This is a genomic window from Luteibacter sp. W1I16, assembly GCF_050434905.1.
In the GTDB taxonomy this organism is placed as follows: Bacteria; Pseudomonadota; Gammaproteobacteria; order Xanthomonadales; family Rhodanobacteraceae; genus Luteibacter.
Genome location: NZ_JBNDJJ010000001.1, coordinates 2451652 through 2472500, shown reverse-complemented (window position 1 = coordinate 2472500; position 20849 = coordinate 2451652). Strand labels below are relative to the sequence as shown.

Here is a 20849-nt window from a genome sequence, read left to right as displayed (position 1 = left end):
CGACGGCAAGGTCAGCTACTTCAGCGAGGAAGGCCGTCCGCTCACCGGTTCGTTCCTGCGCATCCCCGTCGACTTCACCCGCATCTCCTCGCAGTTCAGCGCCGGCCGCATGCACCCGATCCTCGGCAAGATGCGCGCTCACAAGGGCGTCGATTACGCGGCACCGTCGGGCACGCCCATCCACGCGGCGGGCGATGGCGTGGTGAAATTCCGCGGCTGGATGAATGGCTACGGCAACTTCGTGGTCATCCAGCACAACGCCACGATCAGCACCGCCTACGGCCATATGTCGCGCTTCGCCAACCTGCGTGTCGGCCAACGCGTGAGCCAGGGCAGCACCATCGGCTACGTCGGCATGACCGGTCTCGCCACCGGGCCGCACCTGCATTACGAATTCCGCGTCAACAACATGCAGCGCGATCCGCAGACAGTCACGCTGCCGAAGCCCGAGCCGCTGCCGGCGGCACAGTTGGCGAAGTTCAAGAAGGAAGTGGTCGGTCCGCAGCTCGCCCGCCTCAACCAGGTGGACAGCAACGTAAAGCTCGCGCGCAACGACGCCGCCGACAAGCACAGCGCGGACTGATCCATGGCATCCACCATGGATGGGCTCTACCTCGGGCTCATCTCGGGCACCAGCGCGGACGGCATCGACGCCGCGCTGGTTCGCTTCACCAACGGCCGCCCCAGCCTTCTCGCCGGATTGACCCACCCGTGGAACGACGCCCTGCGCACACGCATCCTTGCCGTGGCGCAGGACGAACTTCGCCTCGACCTCGACGCCTACGGGCAACTGGATGTCGCCGTGGGCCATGCCTTCGCTGAAGCCGCCCAGGCCGTTATCGGCGCGTCGGGTGTTTCAGCGCGCGACGTACGCGCGATCGGTTCGCACGGGCAGACGATCCGCCACCGCCCCGGCGGCGACTTTCCCTTTACCTTGCAGATCGGCGACCCATCCGTGATCGCCGAACGTACGGGCATCGATACCGTCGCCGATTTCCGTCGCGCGGACGTGGCCGCAGGTGGCCAGGGCGCGCCACTGGTGCCGGCCTTCCATGCGACCGTGTTGCGCCCTGAACGCGGTGCACGCGTGGTGCTGAACCTCGGTGGCATCGCCAATGTCACCCGGCTGACGGCGGGAGGCGACGTGACCGGTTTCGATACCGGTCCGGCCAACGGCCTGATGGACGCATGGTGCTTGCGACATCGCGGAGAAGCCTTCGACCGCGGTGGCCTGTTCGCCGCGTCGGGACAGGTCGACGAGCCGCTGCTCGCCGAACTTCTCGACGACGCCTATTTCGCCCTGCCGCCACCCAAGAGCACCGGGCGCGAGCACTTCCACCTGGCCTGGCTCGATGCGCACCCGCGCGTCGCCGAGCTGTCACCGGAAGACGTGCAGGCCACGCTGCTCGCGCTCAGCGCGGTGTCGGTGGCGGAAGCGATCCAGCGTCATGCCGCCGATGCGGTCGACGTGGTGGCCTGTGGCGGTGGCGTGCATAACGCCGCGCTGATGCGGGCTATCGATGCGCGGCTGGAAGGCCGGCCCTTGCAGGCGAGTTCCGTCTTCGGGATCGATCCCGACGTCATGGAAGCCATGGCGTTCGCGTGGCTGGCGTATCGGCGCGTGTGTGGTGAGCCGGGGAACCTGCCGGCGGTGACGGGGGCCAAGGGGCCGCGCCTGCTGGGGGCGCTTTACGCTGCGCCCTGACCAGCGTTTCTGGCGGGGGCCGCCAGGGAGAGGCTGCTTCTGTGGGAGCCGCTTCAGCGGCGATGGGAGCTTGCCGTAACCTGGCCCGCCGCCGCGGGATCGCCGACAGGGTCGGCTCCCACCAGGGTCGAGGGCGAGGCTTGCGCCAGTGCGGAGAGCGCTTCCTGGAACGCCGCCTGCTCTTCCGCGTCCCACGCGCCGGTCAGGTGCGCGATATCGCCGGGTTCGAGCAATAGCTCGTTGAACACGTCACCCGGACTCAAGCCGAGCCCATAGCGCAACGCGTGCAGGATCACTTCATTGATCGACCAGCGTCGTTCGCGCGCGAGCGTTTTTATACGCTCGGCCATCTGCTCGTCGATGTGCCTTACAACGATATCCGGCACGTGCGTCACCTCCTCGCGCATGCCCCCTGTGGCGGCGATATTACACAGTTTTGCCCGCATGCGAAGATAGGTCGTCCGGCTTATTTCGCCCCGCCAGGGCGCGGCATGCGACGCCACAAGAGGGCGAGGACGAGCAGGGTCGGAACGATGGACACCGTGCTCACCACGAACAGGGACGCATATCCCCAGTCTGTCACGAGGAAGCCGGATAGCCCGCCGATCAGCTTGCCCGGGAGGTTGGCCAGCGCGCTCAGGAGGGCGTACTGCGTGGCCGTGAAACTGCGGTTGACCAGTCCCGACATGAAGGCGACCAACACCGGGCCCGCAAAACCTTGCGCGAAGTTGTCTCCCGAAAGGGTCGCCACGAAAGCCCATGTCTGACCCGGGTTGGCCGCCATGATCAGGTAGAGCATGTTCGAAAGCGCCACGCCGATCGCGGAGACGGCCAACAGCCGGCGCATCTCGAAGCGCGTCACCGCCCAGCCGCCCAGCAAGGCGCCGGCGATGCCCACGATCACGCCGTAGATCTTCGATACCTCCGCGATCTGCGTCTTGCTGAAACCCGCGTCTTGATAGAACGGATACGCCATCACCCCGAGCATCTGGTCGGGAAGGCGGAACAGTGCGACGAAAAGCAACAATCCCAGTGCCAGGCCGAGGCCGTAACGGGAAAGGAAATCGCGTAACGGTCCGATGAAGCCTTCCTGCACGGCCGCCCTCAGCGGCACCCGCTCACGCACGCGGTGCTCCGGTTCGCGCGCGACCAGGACAGCGATGAAAGGAACGACCAGCAGGGCACAGATGACGACATAGCCGACTTGCCAGCCGAACGCATCCGCCATGAGCAAGATACCGGCACCGCCTGCGATCAGGCCGAAGCGATAACCGAGGGTATACGTGGCCGCCAGGGCCCCCTGCGCCTCCTGTGGCGCGATCTCCACGCGGTAGGCATCCACGACGATGTCGATCGTGGCGCCCGCCAGCGCGGCAACGCCCGTCACCACCATGAAGCGCGGAAGCGAAACGTCCGGCGGCATCGCCGCCATCCCGAGCAGGCCCGCCGCGAGCAGCAACAAGGCGAACATCAGCCAGCCACGGCGCAAGCCCAGGCGCCCGAACAGCGGCAGGCGGAACTTGTCCACCAGTGGCGCCCACAGGAACTTGAAGTTATAGGCGAAGGTGACGTAGCTGGCGATGCCGATGGCACCGTAATTCACGCCCGATTCCTTCAGCCACGCCGACAGCGTATTACCGACCAGCAGGAACGGCAGCCCGGACGCCAGACCGAAGAACAGCATGGTCACGGCCCCCGGCTGGGCGAACGCGGCGGCTATGCCACGCAACCCCTTGTAGCGAGCCGCTCCGGTCCCTGCCGTTTCACTCACTCGGCGTAGTCCACGATGTAGGGCGCATGGTCGGAAAAGCGTTCGTCACGGTAGATCGAGCAATCGCGCAAGCGGTCGCGCAGGCCCGGCGTGACGATCTGGTAATCGATCCGCCAACCCACGTTGTTCGCGCGGGCCTGGCCGCGGTTGGACCACCATGTGTACTCCACCGCGTCGGGCTTGATGGCGCGGAAGCTGTCCACCCAGCCGATCTCCTTGAACAGCAGGTCGAGCCACGCCCGCTCCTCGGGCAGGCAGCCGGAGTTCTTCTGGTTCGAGGTCCAGTTCTTGATGTCGTTCTTCGTGTGCACGATGTTCCAGTCGCCACACAGCACGTAATCGCGGCCGCTGGCGGCCCACTCGCGCAGGATCGGCGTCAGCCACTCCATGATCCGGAACTTGTACTGCTGGCGTTCGTCACCCGACGAACCGGAAGGGATGTAGAAGGAGACCACGCTGAGGTTGCCGTAGCGGGCCTCGATGTAGCGTCCCTCGCAATCGAAGTCTTCCCTGCCCAACGAAACGCGCACTTCGTCCGGTTCACGCCGGGAGTAGATAGCCACGCCGCTATAACCCTTCTTGCTGCGCGCGTCGTGATAGAAGCAATGGTGTCCGTCCGGACGGAACATCGGGTCGATCAGCTGTGATTCCTGCGCCTTGGTTTCCTGCAGGCAGACGACGTCGGCATCCTGTTTGCGTAGCCACTCGAAGACACCTTTGGTGGCGGCGGAGCGGATACCGTTGGCGTTCAGCGAAATAATGCGCATGGGACCTTGATCGGGCGTGGGGCAATTCGTGCATCATAACCTCGTATGAATCCCGCCATTCGCGTCCTTCCCGTCGATGAAACGCTGCGCGCCGCCGTGCTGGCGCTCGACGTGCACCCCGAGCAGCGGCCCTTCGTCGGCTACACCCGCGACTCCCTCGCCGACGTGGCCGTGTGCCCGGGCAGCGAGGCGCTGGCGCTGGTCCATGGCGACGCCGTCGTCGGCTACGTGCGGATCGACCGCCGGGCGTCGAAGCTGGCGGACCATCCGCTGGCCGAAGGCGCGGTCGCCCTGCGCAGCCTCATCATCGATGCCTCCCGGCAGGGACAAGGACTGGGCCGCGCGGCACTGGAGGCGATCCATGCCTACGTCGCCGGGCGCCACCCCGACCGCGAACGCATCCTGCTCACGGTGAACGTGCGCAACGAGGTGGCGGTGCGCGCTTACCAGCGCGCCGGCTATCGCGACAGCGGCGGGTTGTACCATGGCGGCCCCGCGGGCCCGCAATACGTGTTGTGGTATCCGCTCGGCCCATCGATCGATTGAGAGACTGCCCGTGCACGACTACCAGCGCGAATTCATTGAACTCACCCTTGCCCGCGAGGTGCTTCGCTTCGGCGACTTCACGCTGAAATCCGGTCGCAGCAGCCCCTATTTCTTCAACATGGGCCGGATCGACAGCGGTGCCGCGCTGGCCCGCCTGGGCCGCGCCTATGCCGCGGCCGCGGTGCGTTCGGGCGTGCCGTTCGACATGCTCTTCGGTCCCGCCTACAAGGGCATCGCCCTGGCGGCCGCCACCGCGATCGCGCTGGCCGACACGCAGGACCGCGACGTGCCCTGGGCCTACAACCGCAAGGAAGCCAAGGATCATGGCGAGGGCGGCACGCTGGTCGGCGCGCCGCTGCGTGGCCGCGTGCTGATCGTGGACGACGTGATGACCGCCGGCACGGCGGTTCGCGAGTCGCTGGAACTGATCCGCGCGCAAGGCGCCGAACCGGCCGGGGTGCTCATCGCGCTCGACCGCCAGGAGCGCGGCCAGGGCGAGCGCTCCGCCGCCCAGGAGGTCGCCGCGCAGTTCGGCATTCCCGTCATCGCCATCGCCACCCTGGCCGACGTCCTCACCTACGCCGGCGAGCGTCCGGAACTGGCGGCCGAACATGGCCGTCTCCTCGCCTACCGGGAGCTGTACGGCGTGAAGGCGTGACGTAAAACAGCGATTGCGTCACGCGGCCCGGCTTACTTGCCGGGCTCGCACAACCTGTGGCCGCCCGATGGCTATACTCCGCCGACAGGAGGGGAACCCATGCGAGCAGCGCGTTACATCCTGGCGGGAGCGGCACTGTGCATCGGCACGGCCGCGTTCGCCCAGAAGAACACCACCAACAACAACGCCTACCGCTATCGCTGGAAGGATGCCTCCGGGCAGTCGTATTTCAGCGACAGCCTCACGTCCGACGCGATGAAGGCCGGTTACGACGTGGTGAACAGCCAGGGCATGGTCGTGCGCCACGTCGACCGCCAGCTCACGGCGGACGAACGCGCCGCCGCCCGCAAGGTCGCGGACGCGCAGGCCGCCGCCGAGCAAGCGCGGCAACAGCGCCAGCGTGAAGACGCCCAGATGCTGAACGCGTACCCGAATGAAGCCGCGTTCGCCTCGGCGAAGAATGCCGAGGTCGACAACTTCGAGCAGGCCGCGCGTACCACCCGGCTGAACCTGCAGGGCCAGGAGAAAGCGCTGGCGGAACTGCTCAATCGCGCCGGCGACCTGGAGCGCGCCAAGCAACCCGTGCCGAAGTACCTGAGCGATCGCATCGCGGAACAGCGCAATACCGTCGCCTCCCTCCGGGCGACGCTGCAGCGCCAGCAGGCGGCCAAGGACGCCGCGAAGACGAACATGGAAGCCCAGCTTCGTCATTACCGGGAACTCAAGGCCGCCGACGCCGCCAGCGGCGGCCGCTGACGACGTCCCGGGGCCGCCCTGTCAGAATGGCAGGGCGAGGCTCCGGTCCACCGCCAGCAGACGCTGGCGAAAGGCCTGCTTGACGCGCTCGAGGGCCTTGCCGCTGTCGGCATCGAAACGGAACACCAGCACGGGCGTCGTGTTGGACGCGCGCACCAGCCCCCAGCCATCGGGCCAGTCGACGCGGATACCGTCGATCGTCGTCACGCGCGCGTCGTCGAAGGTCGCCGAGGCCCGGAACGCCTCCATGAAACGGGCGGGCGCGCCCTCTTCCATCGGCAACTTCAGTTCCGGCGTGGACACGCTCTTGGGCAGGGTGTCGAAGAGTTCGGCGACGCTGCGTTCTTCGAGGTCGCCGGCGACGATCTCGAGCAGGCGTGCCGCCGCGTAGATGCCGTCGTCGAAGCCGTACCACCGATTGTTGTCGGCGAAGAAGAAGTGGCCGCTCATCTCACCGGCCAGGGCCGCGCCGGTCTCGCGCATCTTGGCTTTGATCAACGAATGGCCGGTGCGCCACATCAGCGGAACGCCTGCGGCCTCCTGGATCACGGGGCGCAGGTGCCCGGTGCATTTCACGTCGTAGATCACCGTGGCGCCGGGGTTGCGCGCCAACACGTCCTGGGCGAACAACATGAGAAGGCGGTCGGGGTAAATGATCTCGCCGGCCTGGGTCACCACGCCCAACCGGTCGCCGTCACCATCGAAAGCGACGCCGAGATCGGCACCCACGGTATGCACCGCGGCGATCAGGTCGCCCAGGTTGCGCGGGTCGGACGGATCGGGATGGTGGTTCGGGAAGCGCCCGTCGACATCGCAGTACAGGGGGATCACTTCGCAGCCGATGTCCTCAAGGACCCGCGGCGCCACCAGCCCGGCGACACCGTTGCCCGCGTCGACCACGACCTTGAGGCGGCGCTCGGCGGCGACGTCACCGACGATACGCGACACGTAGGCGTCCAACACGGGCTGCTCGCGCCAGGTACCGACACCGTCGGAAGGCAGCCGGTTCTCGACGATGCGCCGATGCAGATCGGCGATGGCGTCCTCGGCGAGCGTCTCGCCGCCGATCACGATCTTGAAGCCATTGTGATCGGGCGGATTGTGGCTACCGGTCACGGAGACGCCACAGCCCGTACCGAAATGGTAGGCGCCGAAATAGACCAGCGGCGTGGGCACCATGCCCAGGTCGATCACGTCGACCCCCGCCGCGCGCAGGCCATCCGACAAGGCACCGGCGAGTTCCGGCCCGGAGAGCCTGCCGTCACGCCCGATCACGATCTCGCGCAGGTCGCGCTCGAGCATCACGGCGCCGATCGCCTGGCCGATACGGTGGGCCACCCCGGGGGTCAGCGTGCCGCCCGCGACACCACGAATGTCGTAGGCACGGAAGATGGAAGCCTCCACTTCCTCGGTGGCTTTCGCCGCCGGAGGCGGCAATGCCGCCGTGGCCGACGGCGCCGGTGGCAGGCGTGGCTTGCGCACCACGTCGGCCACGAGCACGGGCGCTTCCGGCTCGGCTTCCATCTCGACGACCGGTCGCCGGCGCAGGGCCCAGAGAAGGAACACGCCGCCGCCGAAGCCGACCAGGGCCAGCACCGCGGCCAACGCCTCCGAATGAGGAATGACGATGAACGCGCGAGGCATCGCGGCGAAGACGTAGAGCGAGGTGCCCGCCACGCGCTGGCCTTCGGATTCGAGTTCCGCGGAACGCGAGCCGTGCGAGAGCAGCGACAAGCTGTCGTGGCCGTCGCCCTGACGCAGTTCGATGCGCCCCGCTCCCGGCGAAGACGCCTCGAACCGCGCGGCGACGTCGTCGAAGGGGTATTCCAGCCAGATCCACGCGCGCACGCCGCCATCGGCGGCCACGGGCTCGACCATCGTCAGCCGGCGCTCGTTGCCGTGCAGCGAGGTCGAAGCGGGCGGCGTTTCGCTCGCTCCGAGCGCGGCCATCAGCTGGGCCGCCTTCGCATAGCCGAATTCCCGGTAGTTGGCCCGCACGACTTCATCGAGGCCGCCGCTGTAGACCTCGACCGCGTGCACGCCCTTCAACTGCGTGCGCAGCCGTTCCGCCACGGCCGCATGGTCGTCTGGCGCACTCGCCAGGCCGCTTTCGGCCAGTACCCGTTGCACCTGCTGGCGTTTGTTGCCGATCAGGTCGTCCAGCGCCTTGACCGTTTGCCGTTGCGCCGCGCGCGTCCGTTCGGCCGCGTCGCCTTCGTCGGCGATCAACCAGGCCTGCCACGCGGAGAACGCGCCGGCGACCAGCAGCACCGTCGCGCCCACCAGGGGCAACAGACGCCGCAGATCGATCCGGAGCCCATGCCCCGCCCCTCCCTCTTTCCGAGCCATGGTGCCCCTTATGTCGTCTCGGCCGATCAGCCGATGCCGGTGGAACCGAATCCTCCCTCGCCCCGCTGCGAGGGGGTGAATCCGTCGACGACGCGCAAGCGCGCCCGCCCCACCGGTACCAGCAGCAATTGCGCGATCCGGTCGCCTGGCGCGATGGTAAGCGTCGCGATGCCGCGGTTCCAGCAGGAAATCATCAGCGGCCCCTGGTAGTCGGCGTCGATGACGCCCACCAGGTTGCCCATGACCAGGCCCTGCTTGTGTCCCAGGCCCGAGCGCGGAACGATCAGAGCACACCACGCCGGATCGCCGATGTGAATGGCCATGCCGGTCGGCACCAGCAGGCTTTCGCCCGGCGCCAGGGTGACCGGTGCCTCAACCGCCGCGCGCAGGTCCATGCCGGCGCTGCCGGGCGTGGCGGGTTCGGGCAGGGGAATCGAGTCGCCGAGGCGGGCGTCGAGGATCTTCAGTTCGATGTCGATCAAGGCGTGTTTCCGGAGCCGGAGAGGAAGCGTTCCGCGATGCGCGCGACCAGGCGGCGGGCCAGTTCGGTCTTGGGCATCTCGGGCAGGGTGTCGTCGCCATCGCGCCAGTAGACATGCAAGGCGTTGTCCGCCACTTCGAAGCCCTTGCCGCCGCCCACGTCGTTGGCCGCGATCATGTCGATACCCTTGCGGCGAAGCTTGTCCTGGGCGTACGCCGCGAGTTCGCTGGTTTCCGCCGCGAACCCGACCAGGAACGGATGCTTCGTCTGGGCGGCCAGCGTCGCGATGATGTCGGGGTTTTCGGTGAGTTCGAGGCGCAACGGCGCACCGTCAGCCTTCTTCAATTTGTGGACCGCCGTTTCGAGCGGCCGGTAGTCGCCGACCGCGGCCGCGCCGATGTAGATGTCCGCGCCGGCCGCTTCCGCGAGCACCGCCTCGTGCATCTGCCGGGCGCTGCGTACGTCGACGCGGCGCACTCCGTGTGGCGTGGGCAGCGAGACGGGTCCCGCCACCAGGGTGACCTCGGCGCCGGCGTCGCGCGCGGCGGCGGCCACGGCGAAGCCCATGCGGCCGGAGCTTCGGTTGCCGATAAAGCGCACGGGGTCGATGTCCTCGTAGGTCGGCCCCGCGCTGACCACCACCGTGCGCCCGCGCAGCGGCTGCTCGCCGAACGAGGCCACCAGGATGTCGCGCAACTCGTGCGGTTCCAGCATGCGTCCCGAGCCGATGTCTCCGCAGGCCTGATCGCCGTCCGCTGGCCCGAGCACGCCCACGCCGCGCACGCGCAGCGTGCCGACGTTCGCCTGCACGGCCAGGTTGGCCCACATCTGCTGGTTCATCGCGGGCGCGACGTAGACCGGCGCCGCCGTCGCGAGCACCACGGTGGAAAGGAGGTCGTCGGCGAAACCGTGCGCGAGCCGCGCCAGGGTGTCGGCGCTCGCCGGCGCGATCAGCACGCGCTCGGCCCAGCGGGCCAGTTCGATGTGGCCCATGGCGGCCTCGCCCTGCTCGTCCCACAGGCTCACCCGCACGGGTTGTCCGGATAGCGCCTGGAAAGTGGTGGGCGTGACGAAGTGCGTGGCGCCCTCGGTCATCACCACGCGCACCTCGGCGTCGAGGTCGCGCAGGCGGCGCACGAGCTCGCAGACCTTATAGGCGGCGATACCCCCGGTAACGCCAATCAGGATGCGACGCTGGCGAAGAGTCATGGCGAAACGACGCTGTTCGGAAGGCTCGTTAGCTTAGCGGATTTCCGTCATATCACCGGCGCGGGATTTTTCAGAATCGTTCTATCGCCATGTACCCCATCGCAACCCTATGTTGGGCGTCGCGCCGCGACTCCGCCGGCATGACATGAAGGTAAGCCGATGAAGCGCGGGCCCGACCGTTCCTCCGCCGTCCGCGATGCGTCGATGACGCCTGCGGCCCATCGCCCCCAGCCCATCCGCCAGTGGGCCTCCCACGACCGCCCGCGGGAACGTCTGCTCTCCCATGGCGCCGCCGCCCTGTCGGACGCCGAACTGCTCGCGGTGCTGCTCGGTAACGGAAGCGCGGGCTGTGACGCCGTGGCCACCGGCCGCGCCCTGCTCTCATCGGCCGGCAGCCTCGGCAAGCTGCTCGCCGATCCCGGCCACGTGTCACCCGTGGCCGGCGTCGGGCCGGTAAAACGGGCACGCCTCATGGCGACGCTGGAACTCGCGAGGCGGGCGCTGGGCGAGGGGCTCGTCGACCTCCCTCGGCTCGAAAGCCCGCGTGACAGCGCCCAATACCTCCGGGCCAGGCTCTGCCACCTGCCGTATGAGGTGTTCGCCTGCCTCTTTCTCGACACCCGGCACCGCGTCCTCGCCTACGAGCAGCTGTTCCGCGGCACCATCGACGGCGCCAGCGTCTATCCACGCGAGGTGGTCCGCGCCTGCCTGCGGCACCATGCCAGCGCCGTCATCCTGGCCCATAACCATCCCTCGGGCGTCGCCGAGCCCAGCCGCGCCGACCGCGATATCACCCGCACCCTGGTGGACGCCCTCGGCCTGATGGAAATCCGCGTGCTGGACCACATGATCATCGGCCAGGGCGAACCCGTCTCCATGGCCGAACGCGGCATGCTGTGATCAAGAACAAAAAAAACGGCGCGAGTGCCGCTCGCGCCGTTCTGGGTCACCTTTCGAGGGAGGGGTGGGTAACCCGCCGTGCCTTGGGCCGGGGAGACACCGGGCACGAAATGAATTGTGACGGTGAGCCATGACAGGTCCGTGACGTGGTGCTTCAACGTCGATGACGGGCTTGCAAATTTCGACTTATGCACATTGGGCGAATTCCTCACTTGGCCGTCACAGCTGCTGTCAGGGCAGAGGTCAATGGTCCAACCCATTGAATTATTAGACCATTATATATTACGAACCGGTGTCACCCACCCGCACCCGCCTCGCGCTTCCAAAAACGGTCTTATTGCCCACAGAGTTATCCACAGGCTGTGGATAGCGCGGAACCGGTCACGACCGGCCGGCGCGCCCCTTCTGATAGGATTGCCGGTTCCATATCCGCGCCGCGTATCCCGTGAAACAAGAGCTCAAACAACTCGTCCTGCAGGCCATCGGGGCGCTGCGGGAGTCCGGCAAGCTGCCGTCCGACTTCGTCGCGCCCGTCTTCGTCATCGAGCGGACCCGCAGCCGCGAGCATGGCGACTTCGCGACCAACGCCGCGATGATGATGGCCAAGACCGCCGGGCGTAAGCCACGCGATATCGCCGCCGACCTGGTCGAAGCCATGCCGGCCTCTCCCTGGGTGGGCAAGGTCGAGATCGCCGGCCCCGGTTTCATCAATTTCTTCCTGGCCCCGGCCGCCTTCCACGCGGAAATCGTCCGCGCCCTGGGCGAAGGCGACCGCTACGGCCGCAATCGCGACGGTGCCGGTCGCACGGCGGGCGTCGAGTTCGTTTCGGCCAATCCGACCGGCCCCCTGCACGTCGGCCACGGCCGCGCGGCGGCCATCGGCGACAGCCTCGCCCGTTTGCTCGACGCGGCGGGCTGGAAAGTGTTCCGCGAGTTCTACTACAACGACGCCGGCGTACAGATCGCCAACCTGGCGCTCTCGACGCAGGCCCGCGCCAAGGGCATCGCGCCCGACGAGCCGGGCTGGCCCGAATCCGGCTATCGCGGCGACTACATCGCCGAGGTCGCGCGGGCCTTCCTCGCGGGGGAATCGGTCGAGGCCGATGGCGAAACCGTCACCGCCAGTGGCGATGCCGACAACCTGGACGACGTGCGCCGTTTCGCCGTGGCCTACCTGCGCCACGAACAGGATCTCGACCTGAAGGCCTTCGGCGTCGGCTTCGACGTCTATTACCTGGAATCGTCGCTCTACACCGAGGGCAAGGTCGAGGAAACCGTGCGGGAGCTGGTCGCCCACGGCCACACCTATGAGGAAGGCGGCGCGCTCTGGCTGCGCTCCACGGATTTCGGTGACGACAAGGACCGCGTCATGCGCAAGTCCGACGGCACCTACACCTATTTCCTGCCGGACGTGGCCTACCACCGCACCAAGTGGCAGCGCGGCTACGAGCGCGCGATCACCGAACTCGGCTCCGACCACCATGGCTCGCTGGCCCGCGTGAAGGCCGGCCTGCAGGCGCTGGACACCGGTATTCCGAAGAACTGGCCCGAGTACGTGCTTCACCAGATGGTCACCGTCATGCGCGGTGGCGAGGAAGTGAAGATCTCCAAGCGCGCGGGCTCGTACGTCACCTTGCGTGACCTGATCGACGAAGCCGGACGCGATGCCACGCGCTACTTCCTCATCGCGCGCAAGGCCGATTCGCAGCTGGTGTTCGACATCGACCTTGCCCGTTCGCAGAGCAACGACAACCCGGTGTACTACATCCAGTACGCCCACGCGCGCGCCTGCCGCGTGTTCCGCGAACTGGCCGACAGGGGCTTGTCCACCGACCGTGGCAACGGCCTGGCGAAGCTCGACCTGCTCGCGACAGAGCACGAGTCGGCGCTGATGGTTCAACTTTCGCGCTACCCCGAAATGGTCGAAGCCGCCGCGGCCAATCTGGAACCGCACCTGATCGCGCAATACCTGCGTGAGCTCGCGGGCGAGCTTCACAGCTACTATCACGAGCACAAGTGGATCGTCGACGACGCCGACCTGCGCGATGCCCGCCTCGCCCTGGTGGCCGCCACGCAGCAGGTGCTCAGGAACGGTCTGGATCTGCTGGGCATTTCCGCCCCGGAGAGCATGTAATGGCAACACGCAAGAAGGGCAAAGGCCGCCAGGCCGTCCGCAATGGTTCGAGCGGCATGCCGGGTTGGAGTTGGGCGCTGATCGGCATCCTGGCCGGTGCGCTGCTCATGGCTTTCGCGATGCGCGGCACCTGGATGCCGATGATGCGCCAGCAGAACGGCCCCGCGCCGAACCCGCAGGCCACGGCGCAGAAGGGCAGCGACCCTGGCGTGGTCGACCAGGCCGAGCCCGAGAAACCGAAGAAGCCGTCGTACGACTTCTATTCGGTGCTGTCCGAGAAGGAAGTGCGTATCCCCGACGCGGAGATCCGTGCGCAGGCCAGCGCCGAGGCGCAGCAGAAACAGCAACAGCAGGCCGCGCAGCAGCAGGCCGCGGCGGCACAGCAGCAAGCGGCCGCTGCCCAGCAGCAGGCGCAAGCCAGCGCCGCGGCGGCGAACCTGCCCAAGGCGACGACGCAGACGGTCACCGCCGTGCCGGCGCAGCAAGCACCCGCTGCCGCGTCAGGCAGTGCCGGTTATCTCCTGCAGGTCGGTGCGTTCCCGAGTGCCGCCGACGCCGAGGCCTTGAAAGCGAAACTCGCCCTGCAAGGCTTCGTCGCCAACGTGCAGTCGGTGAAGGTCGGCGCTCAGACCTACAACAGGGTGCGTCTCGGGCCGTTCAAGTCGGCGACCGAACTGGAAGGCACGAAGCAGCGCCTGCAATCGGCAGGCATCAGCGCCATCGCATTGAAGGAAGGCGGCTGAGTCGACGCGCCCGCTTACGCCGGGCGCTTCAGCCTGATCAACGCCGAGATGTCGTCGTCACCGTAGCCCTGGGCCATCAGTTCGCCGAAGTCGGCCAGTGACTGCTCGATGATCGTGCGGTCGGTGCCAGCCTCGCTGGCGATGCCGCGGACGATGCCGAGGTCCTTGTGCAGCAAGGCCAGCTTGAAGCCGACCGAGAACTCGTTGCGCAACATCGTCGCGCCACGCTTGTCGAGGAACCAGTTTCCGGCGGCGCCCGCGGCGAGCGTCGGAATCAGCCGGTCCGCTTCCAGGCCCAGGGCTTCGCCCAGGGCCAGCCCTTCCGTCACGGCGTGGGCGATACCCGCGACGAGCACCTGGTTCACCGCCTTCGTCGCCTGCCCGCTGCCCACCGGACCCATATGCGTGATGCGCAGGCCATAGGCTTCGAGAACGGGCCGGGCGCGCTCCAGCACGGCGGCGTCGCCGCCGACCATCACCGACAGCTTGCCGTTCTTCGCGCCTTCGACACCACCCGAGACGGGGGCGTCGAGGAAATCGGCGCCCACTTCGGTGAGTATGCGTGCGGCCTTCGTGGCCGTGGCCGGCGCCACCGTCGAATGGTCGACGACGATGCTGCCTTTCTTCAGCGACGGCGCCAGCGACTCGATCACCCCGATGACATCGGCATCCGCGCTGACGCACAACGCGATCACGTCGCACGATTCGGCGATGCCAGCCAGGCCCGGCGCTTGCACGCCGAGTTCCGCCGCCAGTGCGTCGGCTTTCGCCTGGCTGCGATTGCCGACCGCCGCGAGCAGGCCCTTCGCATGGAGATGAGCGGCCATGGGCGCGCCCATGGCGCCGAGTCCGATGAAAGCCGCCTTGAGGGTCATCGTGCCGCTCCCGCGGTTTCCGCCAGATAGGTGTAGCCGGTCAGCCCCTTGTCCAGGGTCGCGGCGAGCGTTTCCGCTTCCGCACCCACGATGCCGGCATCGCGCAGACGGTCGGCGTAGGTCTGGCGCAGGGCTTTCACGTCATATCCCACGTAGTCGAGCATGAGGTCGGTCGTATCGCCATGACGGATGTGCGCGAATTCGTAACCGTCCTTCGTGGCTCGGACGTTCACCGCGTCGGTATCGCCGAACAGGTTGTGGATGTCGCCCAGGGTCTCCTGGTAAGCACCCACCATGAAGATGCCCAGGCGATAGGACTCATCGTCTTTCAGCGCGTGCAGCGGCAGGCTCACGTCCACGCCCTCCGCGTCCACGTAGTGATCGATACGGCCGTCGGAATCGCAGGTGAGATCGGCGATGACGCCACGCCGCGTCGGTTCCTCGTCCAGACGGGAGATCGGCACAATGGGGAAGATCTGGTCGATCGCCCAGATGTCCGGCACCGATTCGAAGACGGAGAAATTCACGAAGTACTTATCGACCAGCTTCTCGTCCAGGTCGTCCAGGGCCTGCCGATGGGCGCGCTCGGCCGGAAGCAGGCGCGGCCGTACCGCGTTGGCGATGGCGTAGAACAGTTCGTCGAGCCGCGCGCGGTCGCTCAGGTCGAGTTGGCCGAGCGCGTAGAGGGTCTGGCCCTCGGCGAAGTGGTGCTGCGCTTCGTGGAAAAGCTCAAGCGGCGGGCGATGATCCAGTTCGGCGTGGGTCTCGCGCAGGTGACGAAGCACCATCGGTTCGCCCTTGCGCGCGGCGGGGATGGCCCCCTGCGGAAGCGACTCCACTTCGCTGACATTTACCACCATGACCGCGTGGTGCGCGGTCATGGCGCGGCCGGACTCGGTGAAGATCACGGGGGCTTTCATGCCGTGCTCGGCCACGGCCTCGGCCAGCGGCTGGACGATGCTCGCGGCGTACTGTTCCAGGCTGTAGTTGATCGAGTTGTAGCTGCGCGAACGCGTGCCCTCGTAGTCCACGCCCAGGCCACCGCCGACGTCGACGATTTCCAGCGGCACGCCGAGCCGATGCAACTCCACGAAATAGCGCACGGCCTCGCGCATGCCCGCGGCGATGTCGCGGACATTCGAAATCTGCGAACCCATGTGGAAATGCTGCAGTTTCAGGGTGTGCTTGAGCCCCGCCGCGTCCAGGCGCTCGATCAGCTCGAGCACTTGGCCGGGACTGAGGCCGAACTTGCCCTTGTCGCCGCCGGTGTTCTGCCACTTGCCGGCGCCGATCGACGACAGGCGCACGCGCACGCCGAGCAGTGGCTCGACATCCAGCGCCCTGGCTTCGGCGAAAACGTGGTCGAGCTCGGACAGCTTCTCGATGACGATGTGCACGCGCAGGCCGAGCTTGAGGCCGATGAGGGCGAGGCGGACGTATTCGCGGTCCTTGTAGCCGTTGCAGACCACCATGCTGCCCGGCCGCGCGTGGGCGAGCACCGCCATCAACTCCGGCTTGGAACCCGCTTCCAGACCAAAGCCCTGCTCACCGGCGGCGACCAGTTCACTGACCACGCCGCGCTGCTGGTTCACTTTGATCGGGTAGATGGCGGTGTAGGAACCGGCGTAGCCGGCGTCGTCGATGGCCTTGGCGAAGGCCTGCTGCAAGCGGGCCAGCCGGTCGGCCAGGATGTCGGGAAAACGCACGAGCAAGGGCAGGCGCAGGCCTTCGGCGGTCGCCTTGTCGACGATGGCGGGCAGGTCGAGGGCGGGGCCCTCATCGCCGCGGGGGCGCATCAGCAGATGGCCGTCGTCGCCTACGTCGACGTAGCCGTTGCTCCAGTGGGGGATCGCATAGGTCAGCTTCGCGCGATCGGTGGTCCAGTTCGTCATGGGTGTGACGATCTCCAAGTGATTGTGTCGTGTCCCCGGCAGGGGGCGCGGAACAGTCGCAGCGGCGAACCTTGACCTGAAGCGGGCCTGGCGGCCGGGAGCCTCGCACGCCGCGGGGCCGACCAGACTTTCTTGCTGCGCGCGGCCCGGTGCGGGGTGCGGCAGGCCGCCTATTGTAGCGGCGGCTCGTGACATCCGGGTATCGGCCGACCTCTGCGCCGGTCTTCGCCTACACATCATGCAGGGCGGTGACTTGGCCGCATTCCGGCCCGGAGCCGGTACAATCCGGGGTTTGGTCCCCCTACCCGTTTCCAGGAAAGCGTCATGTCGCAGCAGCAGCTCAGCTGGTTTACCGAGGCCCACCAGGCTTCGGGATCCTCCATCGGTTTCCGCGTCGAGCGCCTGTTGCACGCCGAGAAGACCCCGTTCCAGACGATCGAGATCTACCAGACCACCGATTGGGGCAACCTCATGGTGATCGACGGCTGCGTCATGCTCACCGGTCGCGACAATTTCCTCTACCACGAGATGATGACCCACCCGGCGCTGTTCACCCACGCCCGCGCCAAGCGCGTGGTGATCATCGGCGGCGGCGACTGCGGCACGTTGCGCGAAGTGCTCAAGCACGAGGAAGTCGAGACCGCCACCCAGGTCGAGATCGACGAGCGCGTCACCCGCCTCGCCGAGCAGTACTTCCCGGAACTGTGCGACGCCAACAACGATCCGCGCGCCGAACTCCTGTTCATCGATGGCATCAAGTACATGGCCGAGGCCGATCCGGAATCGATCGACCTCATCATCGTGGACTCCACCGACCCGGTCGGTCCGGCGGAAGGCCTGTTCAACGCCGCCTTCTACACCAGCTGCTACAAGGCCCTGCGCCACGGCGGCATCCTGGTGCAGCAGTCGGAATCGCCGCTGGCCCACATCGAGCTGATCAAGGCCATGCGTTCGGCCATGCGCACCTCGGGCTTCAAGGCCGTGCGCACCCTGCCGTTCCCGCAGCCGTGCTATCCCACCGGCTGGTGGAGCTGCACCATGGCGCGCAAGGACGGCGATCTGTCGGGTTTCCGCGAGCGCGGCGCCATCAGCAAGAACTTCGCCACGAAGTACTACAACGCCGACATCCACAAGGGCGCCCTGGCCCAGCCGGAATTCATGCGCGAGGCACTGGGCGAGTAAAGCCTCCGGGCGGTGGGAGCCGGCTTTGCCGGCTCATGTTGCCGGCCCGTGCGAGCCAATGGTGGGAGCCGGCTGTGCCGGCGATCCCGCGGCAGCGGGCCAGCTTACGGCAAGCACCCATCGCCGCTTAAGCGGCTTCCCACCACGGCACTCGGTCCCACCACAGCATTCGGCCCCACCACAGAAGTATCGGCTGCCGTGCCCTGGTCGGGAGCCGGCTTCGAGCCTTCTTATTTCTCGACCTTGGCCGGCTCCCAGCCGGCGGGCGCTTCCGGCGGCATGCCGTAGGCGCGCAGTGAAGCCAGGATCACGCTCATTTCCGTGCCGCCGCTGCGCGCCAGCGCCAGCAGCTTCTGCGCCGTGGCCTTGTCGCCCTGCGCCTGCAGGTTGAGCTGGGCAAAGCGCTGCATCTGCCAGACGAGATTGAGACGGGCGTTCTTCGCCGCCTGCTGGTCGGCCGCATCCGGTGAAAGGGTCTCGCGCAGGTGCAGGCCGAGCGAGCGGCCCAACGGGCTGCTGCCCCACTCCAGCACCTTGGCCAGCTTCAGGCAGTCGCCGACCACGCCCGCGTCCGACTTGTTGTCTTCGCAGTACTTCGCCGTCGCCTGGAAGCCCGGCAGGGGCTGCGCGCTGGCGAGCCCGAAGACGATGACCATCTGCACGCCCGCGGCACCCGCGCCCTGCAGCGGGTTATAGGTGTCGGCCGGCGGAGGAAGCTGGCTCACCGAGTTGGCCAGCGCCTTGAGGCTGGCGCCGAGATAGTCGTCGTAGAGCTTGGCGTTGGCGGCACGGGTGAGGTCGGCGCGCACGGTGTCGCTGGCACCCGAGTGTTCGTCCATGCCCAGCTTGAGCATCCACACGGCGGCATTGTCCGGAGCCTGTTTCTCCAGCACGGCCAGCGCGTCGCCATTGGGGCAGGTGCCGGCTTTCGCGTCGCAATCGGCCAGGCGGGCCCAGGCGACCTGCGGACCGGCGTCGGCGTTGCGCGCCGCGCGCTCGAGCAGGGCGTGGTAGCTCAGCACCTCGGGTGGATTCTCCAGGGGGCGCGCCAACAGCGCGGCACCCAGGAGAGGCTCGGCCTCGGTGCGCAGCGCGAGCACGCTGGCGAGATCCTTCTGGAACTGCAACAGCGCCTTGGTCTGGTCTTTCTGCACGACCGGCCCCTTCGCGGGGCCCTTGGTCGCGCCCGGCCAGGGCGTGGTCGCCATGACGGGCAAGGAAAGCAGGCCCGCGAGGGCAAGGGTCAGGACGCGGCATCCCCGCATGGGCCCATCTCCGTGAAATAAAACGACAAGCATACGGCTCCACCATGAACGGAAGCTGCGCCCAAACGATGCCATTCGCGGCAAGGTTGTTACTATCGGCAACCGCGCGGGGGGAACGCCGACCACAGGCCGGCGTGACCGCACGACCCAATCCTGCGACAGAACAGGAGTTTAAGATGGATCAATTCGCCCTCTTCGCCAGCGAACGCGCTGGCTTCTTCGTCGGCTGGGGCACCCTCTCGCTGATCAACGCCGGGCTGGCCCAGGGCAAGAACCGCGGCGGCCTGGTGTGGTGGCTGCTCTCCCTGTTCCTCGGGCCCCTCGCGACCCTGATCCTGGTGATCCTGCCCAAGGTCCGCGCCAAGATGTTTTAAGGCGCCGCCGGCCGCGCTCCTACCGCCGGCGGCCGGGGATGTGTAGGCTAGGAGTCCTCCCAAGGCAGGTGCTCGCGGATGCTTACGACGCTCGTGGCAAGCAGCAAGGGTGGTTGCGGCAAGACGACGCTGGTCACCCAGCTCGCGACGCACTGGGCCCAAACCGGAAAGCAGACGGCCATCATCGATGCCGACCGTCAGCACTCGAGCTTGCGCTGGGTCGGCCGCCGCCCTGAGAACGCACCCGCCGTGACCGCCATCGAAGGCAGCCGCAAGGCCTTCGACCGCCTGCCCGGCGACGTGGATCGCGTCATCGTCGATACGCCGGCCGGCGTCGGCGAAAAAGATCTCGAACCTTATCTCGAACGCGCGGACGTCATCGTCGTACCCGTGCTGCCGTCCCATTTCGACCTCGATGCGACCCTCGACTTCCTCACGATGCTGCGAGGCATCAGCAGGGTGAGGCGTGGGAAATTGCCTGTCGGTCTCGTAGGCAACCGCCTGAAGCCGTGGACCAACGCGAGTCAGGCCGCCATCGCCGAGTTGGGCGAACGCGCGCCCTTTCCTGTCGTCGCGGAACTTCGTGACTCGCAAGCGTACGTATTGCTCACGGCGCTCGGTAAGGGCATCTTCGATTACCACTCGGAAAATGTACGCGGGCATCAGGAAGACTGGGCGAAACTGCTACGCTGGATAAAGCGCAGCACCTGAGCCGACCGGGGCCGCGTCATCGATCACGCCACCTGACGGTGGTATAGCGGAGGACGGTACCCATGCGAGAACTCATCCTGTTGCGTCACGCGGAAGCGGAACCCGGCGAAGGCAAGGACGACCGCGAGCGACGACTCACCGAACACGGCAAGCACGAAGCCCGCGCGGCGGGCGAATGGCTGTCATCGCACCACATCACCTACGATCGCATCCTCTGCTCCCCCTCCGAGCGCACCAAGGAAACCGCGGCACTGGCCCTGGGCCAGGTCGAGCCTTCCTACGAACCCGCCATCTACGACGCCACCCCAGGCGACCTGTTCGATCTGCTCGACCAGCACAAGGATGCGGAGCGGGTGGTCCTGGTCGGACACAACCCCGGCATCGAACAACTCGTCGCCTTCCTCGTCGAAGGACGCTCCGAGGACTACCGCGGCATGCCGCCCGCCGGCATGGCTCGCCTTCGCTTCGATGGTTCCCTGGAACCGGGCAAGGCCAAGCTCGAGACATTCTGGTCCCCACCGAACTGAGTCC

The 20849-nt window shown here is 67.2% G+C and carries 21 protein-coding genes (1 of these 21 running past the window's edge); 12 read left to right on the top strand and 9 right to left on the bottom strand.

The window, feature by feature from the left end:
- Together QFZ41_RS10935 and QFZ41_RS10930 are read left to right on the top strand one after the other, a co-directional pair.
- Positions 1–583, top strand: the end of a protein-coding gene (locus tag QFZ41_RS10935) for an OapA family protein (protein WP_429198804.1). The gene continues 875 nt to the left of window position 1, outside the view; only the last 583 of its 1458 coding nucleotides appear in the window; the start codon falls outside the window, past its left edge; the stop codon is at positions 581–583.
- 3 nt (positions 584–586) lie between these two features.
- On the top strand, positions 587–1705 hold the full coding sequence (locus QFZ41_RS10930; protein ID WP_429198803.1) for an anhydro-N-acetylmuramic acid kinase: 1119 nt from the start codon (positions 587–589) through the stop codon (positions 1703–1705).
- A gap of 53 nt (positions 1706–1758) precedes the next feature.
- Here the strand turns inward: QFZ41_RS10930 and QFZ41_RS10925 are convergent, their stop codons facing one another.
- The 3 genes from QFZ41_RS10925 to QFZ41_RS10915 form a co-directional block, all read right to left on the bottom strand.
- Complete coding sequence (locus QFZ41_RS10925) at positions 1759–2091, bottom strand: hypothetical protein (RefSeq protein WP_429198802.1); 333 nt, start codon at positions 2089–2091, stop codon at positions 1759–1761.
- Positions 2092–2171: 80 nt separating this feature from the next.
- Complete coding sequence (locus tag QFZ41_RS10920) at positions 2172–3476, bottom strand: AmpG family muropeptide MFS transporter (RefSeq protein WP_429198801.1); 1305 nt, start codon at positions 3474–3476, stop codon at positions 2172–2174.
- A complete protein-coding gene (locus QFZ41_RS10915; protein ID WP_429198800.1) occupies positions 3473–4243 on the bottom strand; it encodes an exodeoxyribonuclease III in 771 nt (256 codons plus the stop codon). Before QFZ41_RS10915 ends, QFZ41_RS10920 begins: the two co-directional genes overlap by 4 nt.
- Positions 4244–4288: 45 nt before the next feature.
- Here QFZ41_RS10915 and QFZ41_RS10910 point away from each other — a divergent pair, with 45 nt between their 5' ends.
- From QFZ41_RS10910 to QFZ41_RS10900, 3 genes are all read left to right on the top strand, one after another.
- The gene (locus QFZ41_RS10910) at positions 4289–4789 is read left to right on the top strand and encodes a GNAT family N-acetyltransferase (RefSeq protein WP_429198799.1); all 501 of its coding nucleotides are present in this window, start codon (positions 4289–4291) and stop codon (positions 4787–4789) included.
- A 10-nt stretch (positions 4790–4799) separates the two neighbouring features.
- The gene (gene pyrE / locus QFZ41_RS10905; RefSeq protein WP_429198798.1) at positions 4800–5447 is read left to right on the top strand and encodes an orotate phosphoribosyltransferase; all 648 of its coding nucleotides are present in this window, start codon (positions 4800–4802) and stop codon (positions 5445–5447) included.
- Between the two features lie 99 nt (positions 5448–5546).
- A complete protein-coding gene (locus QFZ41_RS10900) occupies positions 5547–6203 on the top strand; it encodes a DUF4124 domain-containing protein (protein WP_429198797.1) in 657 nt (218 codons plus the stop codon).
- Between the two features lie 21 nt (positions 6204–6224).
- Here the strand turns inward: QFZ41_RS10900 and QFZ41_RS10895 are convergent, their stop codons facing one another.
- From QFZ41_RS10895 to coaBC, 3 genes are read right to left on the bottom strand one after another with little or no spacing between them, the layout of a single operon-like run.
- Positions 6225–8552: a phosphomannomutase/phosphoglucomutase gene (locus tag QFZ41_RS10895; protein ID WP_429198796.1), complete on the bottom strand. Its 2328-nt coding sequence runs from the start codon at positions 8550–8552 to the stop codon at positions 6225–6227.
- A gap of 26 nt (positions 8553–8578) precedes the next feature.
- Positions 8579–9034 (bottom strand): dUTP diphosphatase, encoded by a 456-nt coding sequence (gene dut / locus QFZ41_RS10890; RefSeq protein WP_429198795.1) that lies wholly within the window; start codon positions 9032–9034, stop codon positions 8579–8581.
- Positions 9031–10242, bottom strand: coding sequence for a bifunctional phosphopantothenoylcysteine decarboxylase/phosphopantothenate--cysteine ligase CoaBC (coaBC, locus tag QFZ41_RS10885; protein WP_429198794.1), 1212 nt, complete (start codon positions 10240–10242; stop codon positions 9031–9033). The genes dut and coaBC overlap by 4 nt, the downstream gene beginning before the upstream one ends.
- Before the next feature lie 204 nt (positions 10243–10446).
- On the opposite strand from coaBC, the gene radC reads away from it, so the two are divergent.
- The 3 genes from radC (at position 10447) to QFZ41_RS10870 (ending at position 14019) form a co-directional block, all read left to right on the top strand.
- The gene (gene radC / locus QFZ41_RS10880) at positions 10447–11142 is read left to right on the top strand and encodes a RadC family protein (RefSeq protein WP_429200217.1); all 696 of its coding nucleotides are present in this window, start codon (positions 10447–10449) and stop codon (positions 11140–11142) included.
- Positions 11143–11587: 445 nt separating this feature from the next.
- Positions 11588–13276, top strand: a complete 1689-nt coding sequence (gene argS / locus QFZ41_RS10875; RefSeq protein WP_429198793.1) for an arginine--tRNA ligase — start codon at positions 11588–11590, stop codon at positions 13274–13276.
- Positions 13276–14019: an SPOR domain-containing protein gene (locus QFZ41_RS10870; RefSeq protein ID WP_429198792.1), complete on the top strand. Its 744-nt coding sequence runs from the start codon at positions 13276–13278 to the stop codon at positions 14017–14019. The genes argS and QFZ41_RS10870 overlap by 1 nt, the downstream gene beginning before the upstream one ends.
- Positions 14020–14033: 14 nt before the next feature.
- Here the strand turns inward: QFZ41_RS10870 and QFZ41_RS10865 are convergent, their stop codons facing one another.
- Together QFZ41_RS10865 and speA are read right to left on the bottom strand one after the other, a co-directional pair.
- The gene (locus tag QFZ41_RS10865) at positions 14034–14894 is read right to left on the bottom strand and encodes an NAD(P)-dependent oxidoreductase (RefSeq protein WP_429198791.1); all 861 of its coding nucleotides are present in this window, start codon (positions 14892–14894) and stop codon (positions 14034–14036) included.
- The gene (gene speA / locus QFZ41_RS10860; protein WP_429198790.1) at positions 14891–16786 is read right to left on the bottom strand and encodes an arginine decarboxylase; all 1896 of its coding nucleotides are present in this window, start codon (positions 16784–16786) and stop codon (positions 14891–14893) included. The genes QFZ41_RS10865 and speA overlap by 4 nt, the downstream gene beginning before the upstream one ends.
- Positions 16787–17110: 324 nt before the next feature.
- Between speA and speE the strand changes: the two genes are divergently transcribed.
- Complete coding sequence (gene speE / locus QFZ41_RS10855; RefSeq protein ID WP_429198789.1) at positions 17111–17968, top strand: polyamine aminopropyltransferase; 858 nt, start codon at positions 17111–17113, stop codon at positions 17966–17968.
- A gap of 230 nt (positions 17969–18198) precedes the next feature.
- On the opposite strand, the gene QFZ41_RS10850 is transcribed toward speE, so the two are convergent.
- Positions 18199–19233 carry a hypothetical protein gene (locus tag QFZ41_RS10850; protein WP_429198788.1) on the bottom strand — a complete coding sequence of 345 codons (1035 nt, stop codon included), beginning with the start codon at positions 19231–19233 and terminating at the stop codon, positions 18199–18201.
- Between the two features lie 176 nt (positions 19234–19409).
- Here QFZ41_RS10850 and QFZ41_RS10845 point away from each other — a divergent pair, with 176 nt between their 5' ends.
- The 3 genes from QFZ41_RS10845 to QFZ41_RS10835 all read left to right on the top strand — a co-directional run bounded on the left by QFZ41_RS10845 (position 19410) and on the right by QFZ41_RS10835 (position 20845).
- Positions 19410–19607 (top strand): antitermination protein NusB, encoded by a 198-nt coding sequence (locus QFZ41_RS10845; RefSeq protein ID WP_429198787.1) that lies wholly within the window; start codon positions 19410–19412, stop codon positions 19605–19607.
- Positions 19608–19685: 78 nt separating this feature from the next.
- On the top strand, positions 19686–20318 hold the full coding sequence (locus QFZ41_RS10840; RefSeq protein ID WP_429198786.1) for an AAA family ATPase: 633 nt from the start codon (positions 19686–19688) through the stop codon (positions 20316–20318).
- 62 nt (positions 20319–20380) lie between these two features.
- A complete protein-coding gene (locus QFZ41_RS10835) occupies positions 20381–20845 on the top strand; it encodes a SixA phosphatase family protein (protein ID WP_429198785.1) in 465 nt (154 codons plus the stop codon).
- The last annotated feature ends 4 nt before the right edge of the window (positions 20846–20849 follow it).